Here is a 15,480-nt window from a genome sequence, read left to right as displayed (position 1 = left end):
ACGCCCGAGCTGTGGCATATGAAGGCGGGGCGACATTCCGGCGGCATGCTTGGTTCGGTACGGTCCATGGCGGGCCTCCCGGATGTCCCCATTCCCGCCAAAGGCAGCGCCCACGGATGCTGGCCAACCATCTCCCGAGCGCGCTCGACCTCGCCCGCAGTCAGTTCGCCTTCACGGTCGTCTGGCACTTCCTGTTCCCGGCTTTCACCATCGGGCTGGCGAGCTATCTCGCGGTGCTGGAAGCCTTCTGGCTCGCCACCGACAAGCCAGTCTATCTCGACACCTACCGCTACTGGCTGAAGGTCTTCGCCGTAGCCTTCGCCATGGGCGTCGTGTCGGGGCTGGTGATGAGCTACCAGTTCGGCACCAACTGGTCGGTCTTCTCGGACAAGACCGCTCCCGTGCTCGGGCCGCTGCTCGGCTATGAGGTGCTGACCGCCTTCTTCCTGGAGGCGGGCTTCCTCGGGGTGATGCTGTTCGGGATGGAGCGGGTGGGCCCCCGCCTGCACTTCCTGGCGACCTGCCTCGTCGCGGGCGGCACGCTGCTCTCGGCCTTCTGGATATTGTCCGCCAATTCCTGGATGCAGACGCCCGCGGGCTACTCGCTCGATGCCGACGGCCGGTTCGTGCCGGAGAGCTGGACGGCGGTGATCTTCAACCCGTCCTTCCCCTACCGCTTCGCCCACACCGTGACGGCGGCCTATCTGACGACGGCGATGATCGTCGGCGCGGTCGGCGCGTGGCACCTGCTGCGCGACCGGACCAATCCCCGCGCCCGGCTGATGTTCTCCATGGCGATGTGGATGGCGGCGATCGTCGCCCCGGTGCAACTGGTGCTCGGCGACCTGCACGGCGGGAACAGCTACCACCACCAGCCCGCCAAGGTCGCGGCGATGGAGGGCCACTTCGACAGCGTGACCCGCGCGCCCTCGATTCTGTTCGGCTGGCCGGACGCGCAGGCCGCCGAGACCAAATACGAGATCGGCATCCCGGGCCTCGCCAGCCTCTATCTCGCGCATGATCTGAACGCGAAGGTCACGGGCCTGAAGGACCTGCCGCGCGACACGTGGCCGACCAACCTGCCGCTGGTGTTCTGGGCCTTCCGGGTGATGGTCGGGCTCGGCATGCTGATGATCGGCCTCGGCCTGTGGTCGCTGTTTCTGCGGTACAAGGGCCGCCTGTTCGAGACGCCCTGGCTGCACCGCTTCGCCGTGGCGATGGGCCCCTCGGGGCTGATCGCGGTGACGGCGGGCTGGGTGGTGACGGAAACCGGCCGCCAGCCCTTCACGGTCTACGGCCTGCTGCGCACCGCCGACAGCGTCTCACCCATCGCCGCCCCCGCCGTGGCGGCCTCCCTCGCGGCCTTCGCGCTGGTCTACTTCGCGGTGTTCGGGGCGGGCATCTGGTACCTGTTCCACCTGTTCAACCAGACCCCGCGACCGCACGAATCCGGCCCGCCCGTCGGCCAGCCGGTCCGCACGGCGGGCATTACTCCGGCGCCGGCACTCGCCGGTGACGCGCACCTGCAACCGGCCGAGTGAGGGGAGGCTGTCATGGACCTCGATCTAACCCTCATCTGGGCGATCCTCATCGCCACCGCCGTGTTTCTCTACGTGGCGATGGACGGGTTCGATCTCGGGCTCGGCATCCTGTTCCCGGCGGTGCGCGGCAAGGCCGAGCGGGACGTGATGGTGAACTCGGTCGCCCCCGTCTGGGACGGCAACGAGACTTGGCTCGTGCTGGGCGGCGGCGGGTTGTTTGCGGTGTTTCCGCTGGCCTACGCCACGATCCTGCCCGCCCTGTACATGCCACTGATCCTGATGCTGCTGGCGCTGGTGTTCCGGGGCGTCGCCTTCGAGATGCGCTTCCGCATGGCGACGCCGCGCGGGCAGCTGTGGTGGGACCGTGCCTTCTCCTGGGGCAGCTTCGTCGCCGCCTTCTGCCAGGGGATCGCGCTCGGCGCCTTCGTCCAGGGCATCAGGATCGAGGGCCGGGCCTATGCGGGCGGCTGGTGGGACTGGCTGACGCCGTTCTCTGTGCTGACCGGCTTCGCGCTCGTCGTAGGCTACGGCCTGCTCGGGGCCTGCTGGCTGATTTGGAAGACCAGCGGCGAATTGCAGATCCGGGCGTATAACCTCGCCAAGCCCTTGGCGGTGGCGACGCTGGTCCTCATCGCCGTGGTCTCGGCGACGACGCTGGCGATCAGCGCGCCCTTTCGCGCCCGCTGGCTCGGCCTGCCCGGCCTGTTCGTCGGCGCGCCGGTGCCGATCCTGGTCGGGCTCCTGGCGTGGCGCTTCGCCCAGGCCCTAGGGCGGCGGGAGGAGGTCACGCCCTTCCTCTGCGCGCTCGGTTTCTTCCTGCTGTCCTATGTCGGGCTCGGCATCAGCATGTGGCCGTACATCGTGCCGCCGAGCGTCACGATCTGGCAGGCGGCGACGCATCCGAAATCGCAGGGCTTCCTGCTCTACGGCGCGGCGGTGCTGGTGCCCCTGGTCCTGGCCTACACAGCCTACGTGTACTGGCTGTTCCGCGGCAAGGTCACGGCGGAAGCGGGGTACCACTGATGCGCAGGTTCGGCTGGTTCGTGCTGATCTGGGCGATGAGCGTGGCGAGCCTCACGGCTGTCGCCCTGCCGCTGCGGTGGCTACTCAAGGGGGTGTGAAGGGTGTCGGTCTGCCCATTGCAACCGTGATCCTGCACGCCACCCCTTCAGGATGCTTCGGTCCTTGGTAAGTCCCCTTGCGAGGTCGGGCCGAGACCTACCTTTGCCATAGCGAAGCCGGAGCCACTGCCGGTTCGGCGGCTGTCGCGCTCCCGGAAAAGGTCGAGCGGACGTTGGCGCGTTCGACCAGAGGAATGTTCGTGCCGACGTTCTCGACAGTGCATCCTCCAGCCCGGGATGCCAGCGCGCCGCCGCGATGACGGATATTTGTGCTGAGTGCCTTTCCATTGTTCGGCGGGGGGCAGCCCCCCTTAAGCCTGGCTTAAGCAGGACGGCAAGGATGGCGGAATGCATGCACCGTCGGTCAAAGTTTCTCACCTTGCCTTTTCTGCGCTCGTCGCTGTGCTTCCGATGAGTCGCAGGTTGGCTCTGGCGGCGAGCAGGAGTGTCCGCATCGCGTTCGGCGGACTGTTGATGTGTGCTTCTGTCTGCCCAGCACGAGCCATGGACGGTGGTGAAATCGCCCGTAACGGAACACAGGCCGGCGTGCCGGCCTGTGCCTCGTGCCACGGGGATTCCGGGGGCGGAAATGCCGAGGGCGGCTTTCCCCGTCTTTCAGGCCTCGCGGAGGACTACCTCGCACACGAGCTCGACAGCTTCGCCGACGGCAGCCGGGACCATGAGATCATGGGTCCGATTGCCCAAGGCCTAGCACCGGAGGAGCGGCGGGCGTTGGCCGTCTTTTATGCCGGGCTCCGCGCCCCGCCGCCCGACGGGACACCCCAGCCGGACGACACGGCATACGACCGCGGCCGAATGCTGGCGCAGACTGGTGAGTGGACGAAGGCATTGCCCGCTTGCGCACAATGCCACGGCCCAGCTGGGCAGGGCGTCGGCGCCGCCTTCCCGCCGCTGGCCGGCCAGCCGGCCGCCTATCTCGCGGCGCAGCTCTCCGCCTGGAAAGCCGGGACACGCCACAACGATCCCCTCGGGCTGATGAAGGGGATCGCCGACCGGCTGAGCGATGACGACGCCACCGCCGTCGCTGCCTACTACGCCGCTCTTCCTGTCACGGCGATTGGAGGCGGCCGATGAACCTTATGACGCGCTTCACCGGACGGTCCGCAGCCCGCCTCGCGCTGGCAACGGCGATGGGGGGCCTCGCGGTCCTGACGCCCCTCGGTTCCGTAGGGGCCGAGACAACCGCGCCGCCCTTCGTGCCTCAGCCCGATTCCGCCATCTCCGACGACGACTTCGGCCAAGTCATTCGCCTGGGCGAGCGCATCTTTCGCGATACGGGCGCCGAGGCGCGGGCCTTCGTCGGCAACGATCTGCGCTGCACGAACTGTCACCTCGACCGGGGCCGCCTCGGCCATTCCGCTCCCCTCTGGGCGGCCTATCTCGTCTACCCGGCCTACCGGGCGAAGAACCGTCACGTGAATACCTTCGCGGAGCGGCTTCAGGGATGCTTCCGCTACAGCATGAACGGCAAGGCGCCCCCGCTGGGCGATCCCGTCCTGGTCGCGCTGGAGACCTATGCCGCCTTCCTCGCCCACGGGGCTCCCGTAGGCATGAAGCTTCCCGGGCAGGGGTACCCGAAGCTCGCCAAGCCCAAAGGCCTCGATCTGGCCCATGGGCGAGAAGTCTACGCCGCGAAATGCGCCCTCTGTCACGGTGGCGACGGTGCCGGGCAGGCGAGCCCGGACGGGACGATCGTGTTCCCGCCACTGTGGGGAGCCCGCTCCTACAATTGGGGCGCGGGGATGAGTTCGGTCGTCAACGCGGCAGGCTTCATCAAGGCCAATATGCCGCTGAGCCAGGGCAACAGCCTCACCGATGCCGAAGCCTGGGACGTCGCCGCCTATATCGACAGTCGCGAGCGACCGCAGGACCCACGCTTCACCGGCGATCTCGCGGCGACCCGCAAGGCCCATCACGACAGCCCTTACGATTTCTACGGTCAGGCCGTGGACGGCGTGACGCTCGGTGAGGGGGCACCTCCTGCCGGGACCGTGCCGCACTGAACAGCAACTGGCCCCCTGGGAGCACGATCATGACCCTCGAACGCCGCAGCCTGCTTGCCCTGGGCGCCGGCCTCGCCGCAGGCTTGGCGGACGCGCGCCCGGCCGGGGCGACCACCGCCGCCGACCTACCCGAGGGCAGCCGAAATCTGCGGGACCTCACAGACCGTCTGGCGAGGGCCCCGCGCCGGCGGGATTTTAAGATCGTGCCGATGATCCTCGACCGACCAGATTTCTGGGACCACGAGGCCCTGTCAGAGGTGATCGCCTACAAGGGAGGCCCCCGCCAGGTCTGGGACAACACCGACATCGGCGGGCCGTGGCTGAACCTCATGCGCAACGCCCTGAACAATCAGGTCTGGTCATTCAAGCATCCCGATTTTCTGGCCGCCTCGGCGACCCACGGATCGGCGAATGTCGCCCTCTACGACCAGGCGATGTGGGACAAGTACCAACTCACCAAGCTCGCGGGCGAGGCGTTCAAGACCAACACGCTGATCGTGCGGAAGAAAGCGGCTCAGGCGGGGGCCGCGAACTACCAGGACCCGGCGGGGATGTTCTCGCCGGAGAACAACACGATCCCGGCGCTGATGGCCCGGGGCGTCGTATTCCTCTCGTGTCACAACGCAATCTGGGAACAGGCGGGGACGCTCATCCGGCGCGATCTGAACCCGGACAAGCTCTCGCACGATGCGCTGGCGGAGCTGACGAACCATCTCATTCCGGGCGTCGTCCTGACCCCCGGCGCCGTCGGCACGCTGCCCGAGTTGCAGCAGGCCGGCTTTCATTACGCGAAGTGAGGCCGACAGTGCAGGGTCTGAGTGTCGGATGTCTCGTCGGAATCCTTGTCCTCAGCGCGGTGACGGCGGTCGAGGCCGCCGGCCGGACGAAACGATCGGCGGAGGCGGCCTATCTGGAGGAGGCCTTCGCCCACGATCTCTGCACCCGCGACGACCGCGCCTTGCGCAAGCTCAACCGCGCCCTGTCCCGCAGCCCGAAGGCCTCGCCGGTCCGCCGATGAGGCGAAGCGGCCCGGCGTCACGACGATAGTCCGCAGTCCTCACGGCCGGTATTGGCCAAAACCATAACGGGAGAAGACCGCTCGCGCGTCGTCGCCCATGAGGAAATCCAGCCAGAGCTTCGCCTCGGCCGGATGCGCGGCGTCCTTCACGACCGCTCCGGCATAGATGCCGGTGGCGTTCTGCTCGTCCGGGATGTCGATGCGCTCGGTCGGTAATCCAACCTGCTCTTCGAACAAGGTTTCCGAACGCCACGTGACCCCGGCCTGTGCGCGTCCCTGCATTAGCCAGACCGGCGTCTGGCGATGATGCATCCGCGTCAGAAGCGTCGTCCCGTCGGCGACCTTTGTCTCGTAGACGGCCTTCACCAAATCATCGTCCCCCGCCTTGGCCAGGGAGGCCTTGATCTGGCGAGCGACACCTTCGAATTCGGGATTGGGCATGGCGAGGGTCAGCCCCGGCCGCGCAAGATCGGCCAAGCCCTTGATGCCCGCCGGGTTGCCCTTGGGCACCATGATCGCAAGCTGATTTGTCGCGTAGATCGTCGGGGGGCCGAGAAGATCGCCCGCCTCAATGAGCCGATTTACCGCCATGAGGCCCGAGAAGTACGCATCGGGCTTGGCCGTCCAAGTCATGTTGCCGACGGTAATGCGCCCGCCGGCCTTCATTTGGCGGACGAGCAGACCCGGCGGAATCGTCTCGTAGTAGATCCGGCCCTTGAGCTCAGGGTGCTTCGCCTCGAAGGCCGCCACCAGCGGCGCCATCGCGAAGAAGTAATTGCCGCCCACGTAGAGCACGAGGCGCGCGTTGGTCAGGTCGCCATGGAAGTCGGCGAGGTTGTCGGCCTCCTTAACCGTGAATTCCAACCCCTTGTCGACTGCAGGGTTGTTGGCCCCAGCTTGCCATGGGGGAAGCCGGCCTACGTGGGAATCGATCGCGTGGCTCGGGGAGGCTTGAACTACAAGTAAACAGCAACCCAAAGCAAGGCTGAGAAACCTGATTTGAGGCATCGAAATCGCCTTCCTTTTACGCCGGACGGAGACGTCGCCGTTGGACCCTGTAGCTTAAGTCAAGCTTAAGGATAAGTTGTGGAGCTCAAACCAGCTCTGATCCGGCTTGCCAAGCTTGGAGCTTGCACCGGGCCACAATGGCGTCCCCTGATACGAAGACGTCAAATCCCCTGGCGACGTGGCTGCGGGTGAGATCCGCGGAATGATGAGGCTATCATCCAGGACAGTGAAAGCGGCATTGTGAATGGTAGCTGGGTATCCCGTAGAGCTACAAACGAAATTGCTGGATGGTCCGCTTTGAAGAAGGTGCCGGAGCGTTCTGAACGGCCGTGTTGGGCGCTAGGCGGAATGGCCGCTTTTGGCAGCCGGCTTGCGATAGGAATCCGCGGCAACCAGTTGATGGCCAGCTACGACGCCCCCGGGGCCAGGCCGACGCCGCCCGAGCCAAGGACGGCCTTGCCGCGCAGGTCGCGGCGGCCCACGCCGGCCCCCTCCAGGCATTCCTCGACCGGCTCATGCCGGCTGTCCCCTCAGCCAAGCCGTGCCGCCTCACCCGAGCGACCGGCTTCCCCGAGGGCATGCGGGACAGCCACGCGCGCACGCAGCTTCGGGCCGGTGACATCGCCGGTTGGGGGTGGGACCGCCTCTGCGCCGCCGCGGCCTCGCTGGACCACGAAGTCGTCGTGACCCTCCGGCCGCGAGTTCGCGCCGAAGCGTAGTCCGACGTGCGCCCACCGTCGGGCGCTGTGCGCCCCCTGTGCGCCCTTCAAAATTAACAAATGTTCAGGTTTGGCGGACATTTCACGTTTCGGGGGCATCCTGGCGTGACATGTCTTGGACGTATGCATCGCCCCGGGGCATCCTCCAGCATCGAGGAGCCACCCCATGCGCATGAAGATCTCCACCCTGTCCGAGGCCCAGCGCGTCGCACACGAGCGAGACCTCGGCCGGCGCCGGAAGGCCGGTGAGCGGGAGCGCTTGCGCGACATGGGGCGGCCCGACGCGGCGACGCTGGACAGGGCCCTCGGGGACGCCGTCCGGTCGATCCTATCCCGGGGCGGGGACGCCTTGACGCGCCCGGTCACTCCAGCGGCGCTGCTTAGGCTCACGCAGGAGCATCTCCTCTTACGGTCCGTGCGGGCGGAGGAGGCTGGCCGGGAGCCGGTCCGCTACCGCTCCGAGGCCGTCCTCGCAGCGATCCAGGACCGCCTGCTGACCCCGCCACGGGGCGCACCAGGACCTGCAAAGGCCGCCTAGGATCCCTCGAAATCCGCGTTACCAAGATCGCGACAGCCGATTCCGTGGAATGGAGTAACGGTAGGACAGCCCCTCGGCCCCAAAACCGCTCGCTGGACACGTCCCGGTTAACCGGAGGCCAGGGATACCGCTCGAAAGGCGGGCCGGCCCTCTGGACGAGGGAGTCCGCCCAGGCCCATCTTGAGGGTACACACCGCCGCCAAGGAGGCCCCCATGAACGCGATCGCCGCCGAGGTCATGATGGACTGCGGGGGGAGGCTCGCCTCGATCGGCAGCGCGATCCACCTCGGCGTGCAGCTCGCTGCGGCTGAGCGGAGGGCCCGGCGGGACGAGGCAGTCGATTCGGTGACCCGGCTGGCCTACAGGCTGCAGGACGCCCGCGCCGACCAGCGCGAGGCCGAGGTCCGCGCGGTGGCTGCCGAGGCCCGCATCGAGGTCGTGGAGCGGGCCCTCGCCCGGGCCGTTGCAGAAGCGGCCGCGCTGCGTGAGGCTCTGAGCGTGGAGCGGGAGTTCTCGGCCGGCCTGCGCGACATCATCGGCGCCTGAGGACGCCCGCTGAGATGCGAGGGGCCGCCGGGATCGCCGGCGGCCCTTTCCGTTCTTGTCGCAGACCTCAGCCGAAGGCGGGACGCGCCCCCCCACGGCGGCGGTCATAGGCCTCGTCGTCGTCCTCGGTCGGCAGAACCGCCGGGCGGGGGCCGCGCGTCGCCATGGCCGCCACCTCCGCCCGGTCGTTGGCCGCGGCCCTGCGGATCTGGGCCAGCATCGCCCGCATGTCGTCCCGGGCCGGGGCAGCCACGGGCGCGGCTGGAGCCGGCGGAATCCCGGGGATCGGGGTGCGGCCCTGGACGTGGGCGGCGACGACCCACGTGGTCAACTCACCGAGGTGACGCAGCTGGTTCGGCGAGAGGCCACCCAGCCACTGGACCAAGTGCGGCGGCAGGTCGGCATCGTGGAGCGGGATCATCCGGACGTCGCCGGCTGCCCGGGCCCCGGCGGAGGCCTGTACGGCGTTGCCGAGCATGGCGGCGGCATGGAGCTCGGCTCGGGCGGCGGGAGGCACCTGGGTCAACGTCTGCGCCGCCATGCTGTCGTCCCGGCCGACGGCAGCGTCCGCGACGTCCCGGGGTCCGACGGGCCGGCGGGGCAGTAGCGCGCCGAGCGTCGCACCGAAGGCGCCGGCTGCGTAGTCCAGCACCTGCGCCGGACCGGACAGCCCCCGGCCGGCGACGTGGGCGACGTGGCTGGCGCCGTCCCTCACGCCTCGGCCGACCATGCGGACGTCGGCCGCGATCGCGGCACCGGCCTCTTTCACGCCGCCGAAGATGGCGCGCAGCGCGGCCATGATCATCGCGGCGATGGCCCGGGCGATCCGGGCGAACCTGTCAGAAACGGACATCTCAACCTCCATCACGGCCTGTGCCGCGAACGGAGCCTCCCCCCGCGGCATGAAAGTTACCAGGACAAGTCACGCCTCAGCGCCGCGGACCGCCGTACCCGCGCGCGTTAACCTCCGTCATGATGGCCTCGACGTGCTGCTCCCATGCCCGGCCCGGGCCACCCTTGCCGGACCGGCCTTCCCGACCGTCGGATCCCTCCGTGAGCGAGGAGAGCCGGAGCGGTACGACGTATCCGAGGTCGTGGCATTGGCCAGCTGTGCCGGCGAGGACGTGGTCCTGGATTTGCCAGTCGGCCGTCCGGATGATGCGGCGCAGCTGGCTGTCGTCCATCTTCGCGAGCCACGCCCGGACCTCGGGCGGCAGCGGGGGCGGCGGCCCGAGTGCCAGCTCGTACTGGTCTCGCTGGATCGTGCGCACGTGCCGGCGAATTAGGTAGCCCAACGGGGCGGCCGTCGACCTGAGCGGCTGCCGTGGGGGCGCAGCCGGTGGGGGCGGCTCAGGCACGGCTGCCGGCGCCATCAGGCCGTACCAGCGAAGGATAGCGACGAAGATCTTTCGCAGCGTGGTCATTGTCACTCTCCGAAAAGGCAGGCGCGCAGCGCCGGGGGGAGCTGCCTCCGGTGCGCGTAGACGAGCGCCCGGGCATGCGCGGCCTCGACGACGTCGAGCGAATCAGTGCTGGCGAGGCGGTGCCCCTCTGCCAACGCCACGGCGCTCCAGCCCACCCCATTCCGCTCCCGGGCCTGGTCCCCATCCAGCCCTGACAGGTGCCGGCACGCCACGAGCAGGTCGGCCCGGACGTCAGGATCCCTGACGGCGGCGACGTCCTCCGGCGCGGCAGGCTGGGCGAGCCGGCGATCCACCGCCGCGACGACGTCCCGGGCCTCGGCGAGGAGCGCGTGAGCGAGGCGAACCTGCCCGGGCGTGAGCCGCCGGGCCCCGGCCAGCCCCCAAGCCAGGGGACCCTTCGATCTGAATGCCCACGCGTGCCTGGCGAGCTCGTCTGCGAGGGCGTCTTGAACGGCGGAGAGGGCGTCCTCCTCCACGCCGCGGTTCGCCTGCGCGACGCGGGCGTGGTGGGCTAGGTCCTGCCGAACGTCCTGCTCCCACCTGGAGATCCTCTTTGCGAGGTCGGGCACCCCCGCGGCGGATGCGAGGTCCCACACGACGACGCGGTCCTCGATGCGCAGGCCGGCCTTGGCGGTGGCGTTGGGGAACCGGCGCAGGAGGTGATCGGACAGCTCGGTGCGCCCAGCGATCCAGCGCCCGTGGCCCGCCCGGCGCCACGAGAGGTCAAGCAACTCGGGCGTTTCCGCAAGAGTTGACGCGGTCTTCGCGCCAAGGATCGGGCAATCTATCCTTTGAAGCATCGGCGTCCCCGATCTTTTGCAAATGATACCGAGCGGCAGTTCGCTTCTCGAACCGAAAAAAACTGCGCGTACCCTCATTTTCGCTCTTGCGCGCAAATTCGCAAGTGGCTTAATAAGAGGAATATCAATAAATTTATCAGGGATGACTTGAATGAATGCCGCACCCTTCTCAGGTGCAGGGAGCCTCGTGCCCGTCGTGAGCTACGAGCACATCGTCGCCTTGCTGCGCGCTGGCGTGGCCGAGGCCGGGAGCCAGCGCGCGTTTGCGCAGGCCTGCGGGATCCACGAGGGAGACCTGGGCCAATGGCTCAAGCTCCGCCGGCTCCCGAGCGAGCGCGCGATGCATTTCGTCGGCGTCGAGCGGCACCTCGTCCTCGTCGGGGATCCGATGCGGACGCTCTGGACGCCTGCCTCCCCCGCCCGCCCGGTCCCCGCTCCGGAGGCCGCGCCTTGCAGCTGACCGCTCGCCAGATCCGCGCCCGCATCGCTGCGGCCGCTCAGGAAGCCGGGACCTCCAAAGCCTTGGCCACCGCCGCCGGCATGAGCGAGAGCCGCGTCTCGAAGAGCCTGCGGTCCGGGGCCCACGTCCCGGATTCGCTCCTCGCCGCCGCGGGCATGTGGCGGGACGACCAGGGCGACGTCCGCCTTGTCGGCGACCCCGGCCCGGCGCGGGTGCAGATCCTCGTCGTGCAGGCGACCGGCGTTGCCGGCGTGACGGCCGCGATCGCCCTCGCGTCGGCCGCCCTCGGCCGAGAGGAGCCGCCTAGCTGACCGGCTCCCCCGCCGACGCGCCCGGCGACAAGGGCGCCCCACCCCGCTACCCGCCCCGAAACTGATGGTGCTGCATCATGTTCAAGACGCTCCCCCTCCACATCCTCATGCACGGCCACGACACCTCGGCGCCCGAGGGCGTCGTCAACGTGCGCCTCGCCGGCCGCGAGGATGGCATCGACCAGCTCGCCGCCTCGATCCACGCCCTTGGCCTGCTCCTGCCGCTCACGGTCGTCCCCGGCGCCGGCCAGGCCCACTACGTCGTCGACGGCAACCGCCGTCTCGCGGCCCTCCGGACGCTCGCCTGCGACGGCCGAATCCGCACGGACGCGCCGGTGGCCGTCATCGAGTGCGACGCCGAGACTGCCCGCGAGCGCGGGCTCAGCGCGAACATCACCCAGTCCCGCATGCACCAGGCCGACGAGTACCGGGCATTCCACGCCCTCCAGCAGGAGGGAATGGATGAAGCGACCATCTCGGCCCGCTTCGGCATCGACGCCGTCCGTGTCCGGAGGATGTTGGCCCTGGGCAAGCTCGCCGACGAAGTGCTGGATGCCTGGCGTGCCGGCGACTTCGGCCGGGACCCTGTCGACACCGTGAGGGCTTTCACGCTCGCGTCGTCGCTCGACGAGCAGCGCGCAGTCCTGGAGAGGCTGCGCGGCGCCGGCCGGCTCTACGCTCACTGCGTGCGGACAGAGCTCGGCGTGGGGGACCATGACCTGAGCCGCAACCTCGGCTTCGTCGGCCGGGACGCCTACGTCGCGGCGGGCGGCGGGATCGTCGAAGACCTGTTCGGCGAGAACCACCGGGTCCAAGATCCTGCGCTGCTGAAGCGGCTGGTCGACGAGAAGATCGCGGCCGAGGTCACGTGGCTCGTCGCCGACGGGTGGTCTTGGGCGGCCAGTGACGAGCACCTGCCGGACAACTGCCGCTGGTCCTGGCAGGTCATCCGCGCCGAGCCTCGCGCGGCCACCGACGCAGAGACCGCCCGCCTTGAGGAGCTCCAGGCGATCATCGACGCCGACGGCGACCCCGTCGGCGTCGCCGCGGCCGAGCAGGAGGCCGAGGACATCGAGACGGACATGAAGCAGGACGGCTACACGCCGGAGCAGAAGGCTCGCTCAGGCGTGATCCTCCGGATCGGCCGGGACGGCAAGATCGACATGACCTTTGGCGTCGTCCGCCCGGCAACGGCTGCCGTCGCGAAGGCTTTCGCCAAGATCGAGGGCGGGGACGCCGCCAAGGCTCTGCAGCAGGCGCAGGCCGAGCAGCCCGAATCCGTGGCGATCTCGGCGGCTCTGACGCTCCGGCTGTCGCAGCAGCGCACGCTCGCGATGCGCGACGCGATGCTGGCCTCGCCGCAGGTCGCCCTCGCCGCGCTGCTCGCCACGGCGATCTCCCAGGACTCCTACAGCTCTCCGGTCCGCATCACCCTCAACGGCTACAACGAGGCGCCCGGCGGCCAAGCCTCCGACGCTGAGAAGTATGAGGCGGCCTTCCAGAGGCTGGCGGACCTGCCGCTCGATGCGCTGCTGACGGTCGCCGCCGGCGTGGCCGGGAAGGCGCTCGACCTGCAGATCCACTCGGTCGGCGCCGTCCCGTCCAGCGCCAAGGGGGCCAAGGCCCTGGAGGCCCGCCTCGACGCCACGCGGATGGCGGAGGCGACTCGGGAGCGCTGGGACGCGGCCAACTTCTTCAAGTCGGCGCCCAAGGCCGTGGCGCTGCGCGCCGTCGCGGAGGCCCTGGGGCAGCCCGAGGCGGACCGGATCGCCGGATCGACGAAGCTCGAGATTGCCGCGGTCGCGCTGGCCCGGGTCGTCCCGACCGGCTGGCTGCCGCCCGAGATCCGGCCCGTCGGCTACGCGGTGGCCCCGGCGGCCGAGGCGGCCCCCGCGCCGAAGCCGGCTCGCAAGAAGGCCGCCTGACCCCCGCCGGAGCGGCCGCCCGGTCGCCCCGGATCCCCCGTCACAGGAGATCGCCCCCATGATCGAGCCCGCCTCCGACACCGCCATCCCCGCCCTGATGCAGGGCCTCATCAACATCGACGATCCCCAGGCCCTGGTGAACGCCCATGCTGCCGCCGTCGCCGCCGGGCAGGGTCCCCTCGCCGAGCAGGTCGCCCGATTCGCCGCCCACCTCGGGCAGGAACTCCGGGCGACGACCGCCAGGGTCGACCACGACGTCCGGCACACACACGAGAGCTCACACGAGGAGCTTTGGGCCGAGAGCGACGCGGCCGTGGACAAGCTCCGGATCCTGGAGGGAGTGCCCGCCCTCAAGGCCGCCATCGACATGCTGCCCGAGGATGACGTGGCGGAGATCTGGGGGATGTACGGGCCCTACGACGACGGGGAGGACGAGTGATGCCCCGCTACGTCGAGGACCTTGATCGCAATCGAGACGACGACGACGGACAGGTGCGCGAGTTCCTCTGCCCCTGGTGCAACGAGGCCCTCGATCTAGGCGAGGGCGTCTTCCTGGAACGGCACCCCGAGCGGTTGTTCGTCTGCATCGACTGCGCCTGCAGCAGCTGAGCACCGCCGGAGGCCCACGCCTCCGGCCCCTCCACCGGCCGCCTCAATCCGGGGCGACCCGTCGAGGGGCCTACCCACCGCCCGACCTCGCGGGCAGATCTCGGAGCACGCCGACATGGCCATTCAGATCACGCATGACGGTATCAACCTCATCGTCCAGACCCCGCACGCGAACCTCAACTTTAACCGCCGGATCAAGGACATGGGCGGCCGGTGGGAAGCCAGCGCATGGCGGGTCGACGCTCGCAACGAGGCCATCGTCCGAGCCGCCCTGAAGAGGTCTTACGGGTGGGATGGCACGGGGAGCCGGACACCGTGTCCATGCAGTGCGACATCGACAAGGACAGCTGGCGGTCGCCGGTCGAGGTAGCGGGCCGCCTCATCGCCCGCGCCTTCGATCGCGACTCCGGAGCCAAGCTGGGCGACGGCATCGTGCTCCTGTCCGGGAACGTCACGTCCGGAGGATCCCGGGCGAACTGGAAGACGATCGTCAGCGCAACCGTCGTGATCCACGACACCCCCCGGAAGGTCTACGAGAAGGCGCTCGTCATGGGCTACACCGGCGTCACCGACGTCCGGCTGTTCGTGCCCGACGTCGAGGAGCTGGCCGAGGGCGTGGACTGACCCATTCACCTACACGCAACCTCGACGACGTAGGATGGCCCATGACCACCAGGATCATCATCGACGAGTTCGACCGCCAGCTCCGTAAGGCGCGCATCCATGGCGTGCCCGAGCGTCGCGATCTGCGCCGGCGCCGGGCCCGGCTGATGGTGCAGGTCTCTGCGTCCACAATGCCCGAAATCCCTCGCCTAGCCGAGGACGTGCAGCGGGCCGTGGCGGGGCCGCACTACACCCTGGGCGAGATCTTCCAGCTCGCGCTCATCCGCCTGCCCGCCCGAGTCTGACGGGCCGCCCCGGGCCCTAGCGGAGCTCTTGCGCCTGGGGCGTCAGGGAGTGGAGCGCGTCGATGTCCGGGGCGGCCCGGACCTCTCGGCAGGCGTAGATGTCGTCGGCGAGCTGCTCGAATCCGTTCTTCTCGGAGCCGCCCCACACAGCCGATGCGGTGTGCCGCGTGAGCGCGACGACGGAGAAGCACCTGTTGATTGCCCCGTGCATCTTGTCGTCGGACAGCCGGATCTCGATGTCGTCCGGCCAGGCAAAGAAATTGAGGACGAAGGCCGAGACCTCCGTCTCCTCGGGCAGCCGGGCCTCCCAGGCATCGCAGGTGGACGCCAGGACGACCAGCGTTTTCTTGTCAAACGGGGGGAGCTTGACGTGCTTCCAGAGCGGCCGGTCGTAAAATTTCTCCCCAGCCGGGATCCGGCGGGCGACGAACTTCATCGGCGGCCGTCCGTCGGGATCGGCCTCGTGGAACCGGTGGCTGATGGGTCGGGCGGTGCGGGTGCGCCAGGGCATGCCCCATCGTGGCAGCC

General features: G+C 69.0%; 20 protein-coding genes. 15 read left to right on the top strand and 5 right to left on the bottom strand.

Features of this window, described 5'->3' with window-relative positions:
* Nucleotides 1–116: 116 nt before the first annotated feature.
* The 7 genes from BKE41_RS02735 (at nt 117) to BKE41_RS31025 (ending at nt 5,704) form a co-directional block, all read left to right on the top strand.
* Nucleotides 117–1,541 carry a cytochrome ubiquinol oxidase subunit I gene (locus BKE41_RS02735; protein ID WP_059407860.1) on the top strand — a complete coding sequence of 475 codons (1,425 nt, stop codon included), beginning with the start codon at nt 117–119 and terminating at the stop codon, nt 1,539–1,541.
* Between the two features lie 12 nt (nt 1,542–1,553).
* Nucleotides 1,554–2,564 (top strand): cytochrome d ubiquinol oxidase subunit II, encoded by a 1,011-nt coding sequence (cydB, locus tag BKE41_RS02730; protein WP_059407862.1) that lies wholly within the window; start codon nt 1,554–1,556, stop codon nt 2,562–2,564.
* Nucleotides 2,564–2,662, top strand: coding sequence for a DUF2474 family protein (locus tag BKE41_RS32575; protein ID WP_083374277.1), 99 nt, complete (start codon nt 2,564–2,566; stop codon nt 2,660–2,662). The genes cydB and BKE41_RS32575 overlap by 1 nt, the downstream gene beginning before the upstream one ends.
* A 348-nt stretch (nt 2,663–3,010) precedes the next feature.
* On the top strand, nt 3,011–3,757 hold the full coding sequence (locus BKE41_RS02725) for a c-type cytochrome (protein WP_083374276.1): 747 nt from the start codon (nt 3,011–3,013) through the stop codon (nt 3,755–3,757).
* Nucleotides 3,754–4,686 carry a c-type cytochrome gene (locus BKE41_RS02720; protein WP_244612611.1) on the top strand — a complete coding sequence of 311 codons (933 nt, stop codon included), beginning with the start codon at nt 3,754–3,756 and terminating at the stop codon, nt 4,684–4,686. Before BKE41_RS02725 ends, BKE41_RS02720 begins: the two co-directional genes overlap by 4 nt.
* Nucleotides 4,687–4,715: 29 nt before the next feature.
* The gene (locus BKE41_RS02715) at nt 4,716–5,483 is read left to right on the top strand and encodes a transcriptional initiation protein Tat (RefSeq protein WP_059407866.1); all 768 of its coding nucleotides are present in this window, start codon (nt 4,716–4,718) and stop codon (nt 5,481–5,483) included.
* A 59-nt stretch (nt 5,484–5,542) separates the two neighbouring features.
* Nucleotides 5,543–5,704, top strand: coding sequence for a hypothetical protein (locus BKE41_RS31025; RefSeq protein ID WP_159392711.1), 162 nt, complete (start codon nt 5,543–5,545; stop codon nt 5,702–5,704).
* A 39-nt stretch (nt 5,705–5,743) separates the two neighbouring features.
* On the opposite strand, the gene BKE41_RS02710 is transcribed toward BKE41_RS31025, so the two are convergent.
* The gene (locus tag BKE41_RS02710; protein WP_059407868.1) at nt 5,744–6,712 is read right to left on the bottom strand and encodes a substrate-binding domain-containing protein; all 969 of its coding nucleotides are present in this window, start codon (nt 6,710–6,712) and stop codon (nt 5,744–5,746) included.
* Between the two features lie 1,470 nt (nt 6,713–8,182).
* Here BKE41_RS02710 and BKE41_RS02700 point away from each other — a divergent pair.
* Nucleotides 8,183–8,515: a hypothetical protein gene (locus BKE41_RS02700; RefSeq protein WP_059407872.1), complete on the top strand. Its 333-nt coding sequence runs from the start codon at nt 8,183–8,185 to the stop codon at nt 8,513–8,515.
* A 67-nt stretch (nt 8,516–8,582) separates the two neighbouring features.
* Here the strand turns inward: BKE41_RS02700 and BKE41_RS02695 are convergent, their stop codons facing one another.
* The 3 genes from BKE41_RS02695 to BKE41_RS02685 form a co-directional block, all read right to left on the bottom strand.
* On the bottom strand, nt 8,583–9,368 hold the full coding sequence (locus BKE41_RS02695; RefSeq protein WP_142582429.1) for a hypothetical protein: 786 nt from the start codon (nt 9,366–9,368) through the stop codon (nt 8,583–8,585).
* 76 nt (nt 9,369–9,444) lie between these two features.
* Entirely contained in the window at nt 9,445–9,939 is a 495-nt protein-coding gene (locus tag BKE41_RS02690; protein ID WP_059407876.1) for a hypothetical protein, read from the bottom strand.
* 2 nt (nt 9,940–9,941) lie between these two features.
* Nucleotides 9,942–10,670: a hypothetical protein gene (locus BKE41_RS02685; RefSeq protein WP_142582428.1), complete on the bottom strand. Its 729-nt coding sequence runs from the start codon at nt 10,668–10,670 to the stop codon at nt 9,942–9,944.
* A gap of 220 nt (nt 10,671–10,890) precedes the next feature.
* Between BKE41_RS02685 and BKE41_RS02680 the strand changes: the two genes are divergently transcribed.
* The 7 genes from BKE41_RS02680 to BKE41_RS02655 all read left to right on the top strand — a co-directional run bounded on the left by BKE41_RS02680 (nt 10,891) and on the right by BKE41_RS02655 (nt 14,952).
* Nucleotides 10,891–11,199: a helix-turn-helix domain-containing protein gene (locus tag BKE41_RS02680; RefSeq protein WP_142582427.1), complete on the top strand. Its 309-nt coding sequence runs from the start codon at nt 10,891–10,893 to the stop codon at nt 11,197–11,199.
* Nucleotides 11,190–11,510 (top strand): hypothetical protein, encoded by a 321-nt coding sequence (locus BKE41_RS30725; RefSeq protein WP_059407882.1) that lies wholly within the window; start codon nt 11,190–11,192, stop codon nt 11,508–11,510. The genes BKE41_RS02680 and BKE41_RS30725 overlap by 10 nt, the downstream gene beginning before the upstream one ends.
* 77 nt (nt 11,511–11,587) lie before the next feature.
* Nucleotides 11,588–13,435, top strand: coding sequence for a ParB N-terminal domain-containing protein (locus BKE41_RS02670; RefSeq protein WP_059407884.1), 1,848 nt, complete (start codon nt 11,588–11,590; stop codon nt 13,433–13,435).
* 58 nt (nt 13,436–13,493) lie between these two features.
* Nucleotides 13,494–13,874 carry a hypothetical protein gene (locus tag BKE41_RS02665; protein WP_059407886.1) on the top strand — a complete coding sequence of 127 codons (381 nt, stop codon included), beginning with the start codon at nt 13,494–13,496 and terminating at the stop codon, nt 13,872–13,874.
* Entirely contained in the window at nt 13,874–14,044 is a 171-nt protein-coding gene (locus BKE41_RS31020) for a hypothetical protein (RefSeq protein WP_159392710.1), read from the top strand. Before BKE41_RS02665 ends, BKE41_RS31020 begins: the two co-directional genes overlap by 1 nt.
* A 315-nt stretch (nt 14,045–14,359) precedes the next feature.
* Complete coding sequence (locus BKE41_RS02660; RefSeq protein WP_159392709.1) at nt 14,360–14,668, top strand: hypothetical protein; 309 nt, start codon at nt 14,360–14,362, stop codon at nt 14,666–14,668.
* Nucleotides 14,669–14,709: 41 nt separating this feature from the next.
* On the top strand, nt 14,710–14,952 hold the full coding sequence (locus BKE41_RS02655) for a hypothetical protein (protein ID WP_059407890.1): 243 nt from the start codon (nt 14,710–14,712) through the stop codon (nt 14,950–14,952).
* Between the two features lie 16 nt (nt 14,953–14,968).
* Here BKE41_RS02655 and BKE41_RS02650 read toward each other — a convergent pair whose 3' ends face one another.
* On the bottom strand, nt 14,969–15,463 hold the full coding sequence (locus BKE41_RS02650; protein ID WP_059407891.1) for a hypothetical protein: 495 nt from the start codon (nt 15,461–15,463) through the stop codon (nt 14,969–14,971).
* Between the last annotated feature and the right edge of the window lie 17 nt (nt 15,464–15,480).

The organism is Methylobacterium sp. C1 (genome assembly GCF_001854385.1).
In the GTDB taxonomy this organism is placed as follows: domain Bacteria; phylum Pseudomonadota; class Alphaproteobacteria; order Rhizobiales; family Beijerinckiaceae; genus Methylobacterium; species Methylobacterium radiotolerans.
This window is presented reverse-complemented; position numbering and strand designations above follow the sequence as displayed.

Coding starts and splice junctions, on each gene's coding strand:
- BKE41_RS02690 (WP_059407876.1), bottom strand. CDS start 9,939: ATGACCACGCTGCGAAAGATCTTCGTCGCTATCCTTCGCTGGTACGGC.
- BKE41_RS02655 (WP_059407890.1), top strand. CDS start 14,710: ATGACCACCAGGATCATCATCGACGAGTTCGACCGCCAGCTCCGTAAG.
- BKE41_RS02700 (WP_059407872.1), top strand. CDS start 8,183: ATGAACGCGATCGCCGCCGAGGTCATGATGGACTGCGGGGGGAGGCTC.
- BKE41_RS02715 (WP_059407866.1), top strand. CDS start 4,716: ATGACCCTCGAACGCCGCAGCCTGCTTGCCCTGGGCGCCGGCCTCGCC.
- BKE41_RS31020 (WP_159392710.1), top strand. CDS start 13,874: ATGCCCCGCTACGTCGAGGACCTTGATCGCAATCGAGACGACGACGAC.
- BKE41_RS02710 (WP_059407868.1), bottom strand. CDS start 6,712: ATGCCTCAAATCAGGTTTCTCAGCCTTGCTTTGGGTTGCTGTTTACTT.
- BKE41_RS02720 (WP_244612611.1), top strand. CDS start 3,754: ATGAACCTTATGACGCGCTTCACCGGACGGTCCGCAGCCCGCCTCGCG.
- cydB (WP_059407862.1), top strand. CDS start 1,554: ATGGACCTCGATCTAACCCTCATCTGGGCGATCCTCATCGCCACCGCC.
- BKE41_RS02695 (WP_142582429.1), bottom strand. CDS start 9,368: ATGTCCGTTTCTGACAGGTTCGCCCGGATCGCCCGGGCCATCGCCGCG.
- BKE41_RS02650 (WP_059407891.1), bottom strand. CDS start 15,463: ATGCCCTGGCGCACCCGCACCGCCCGACCCATCAGCCACCGGTTCCAC.
- BKE41_RS32575 (WP_083374277.1), top strand. CDS start 2,564: ATGCGCAGGTTCGGCTGGTTCGTGCTGATCTGGGCGATGAGCGTGGCG.
- BKE41_RS02665 (WP_059407886.1), top strand. CDS start 13,494: ATGATCGAGCCCGCCTCCGACACCGCCATCCCCGCCCTGATGCAGGGC.
- BKE41_RS02680 (WP_142582427.1), top strand. CDS start 10,891: ATGAATGCCGCACCCTTCTCAGGTGCAGGGAGCCTCGTGCCCGTCGTG.
- BKE41_RS02725 (WP_083374276.1), top strand. CDS start 3,011: ATGCATGCACCGTCGGTCAAAGTTTCTCACCTTGCCTTTTCTGCGCTC.
- BKE41_RS02670 (WP_059407884.1), top strand. CDS start 11,588: ATGTTCAAGACGCTCCCCCTCCACATCCTCATGCACGGCCACGACACC.
- BKE41_RS02735 (WP_059407860.1), top strand. CDS start 117: ATGCTGGCCAACCATCTCCCGAGCGCGCTCGACCTCGCCCGCAGTCAG.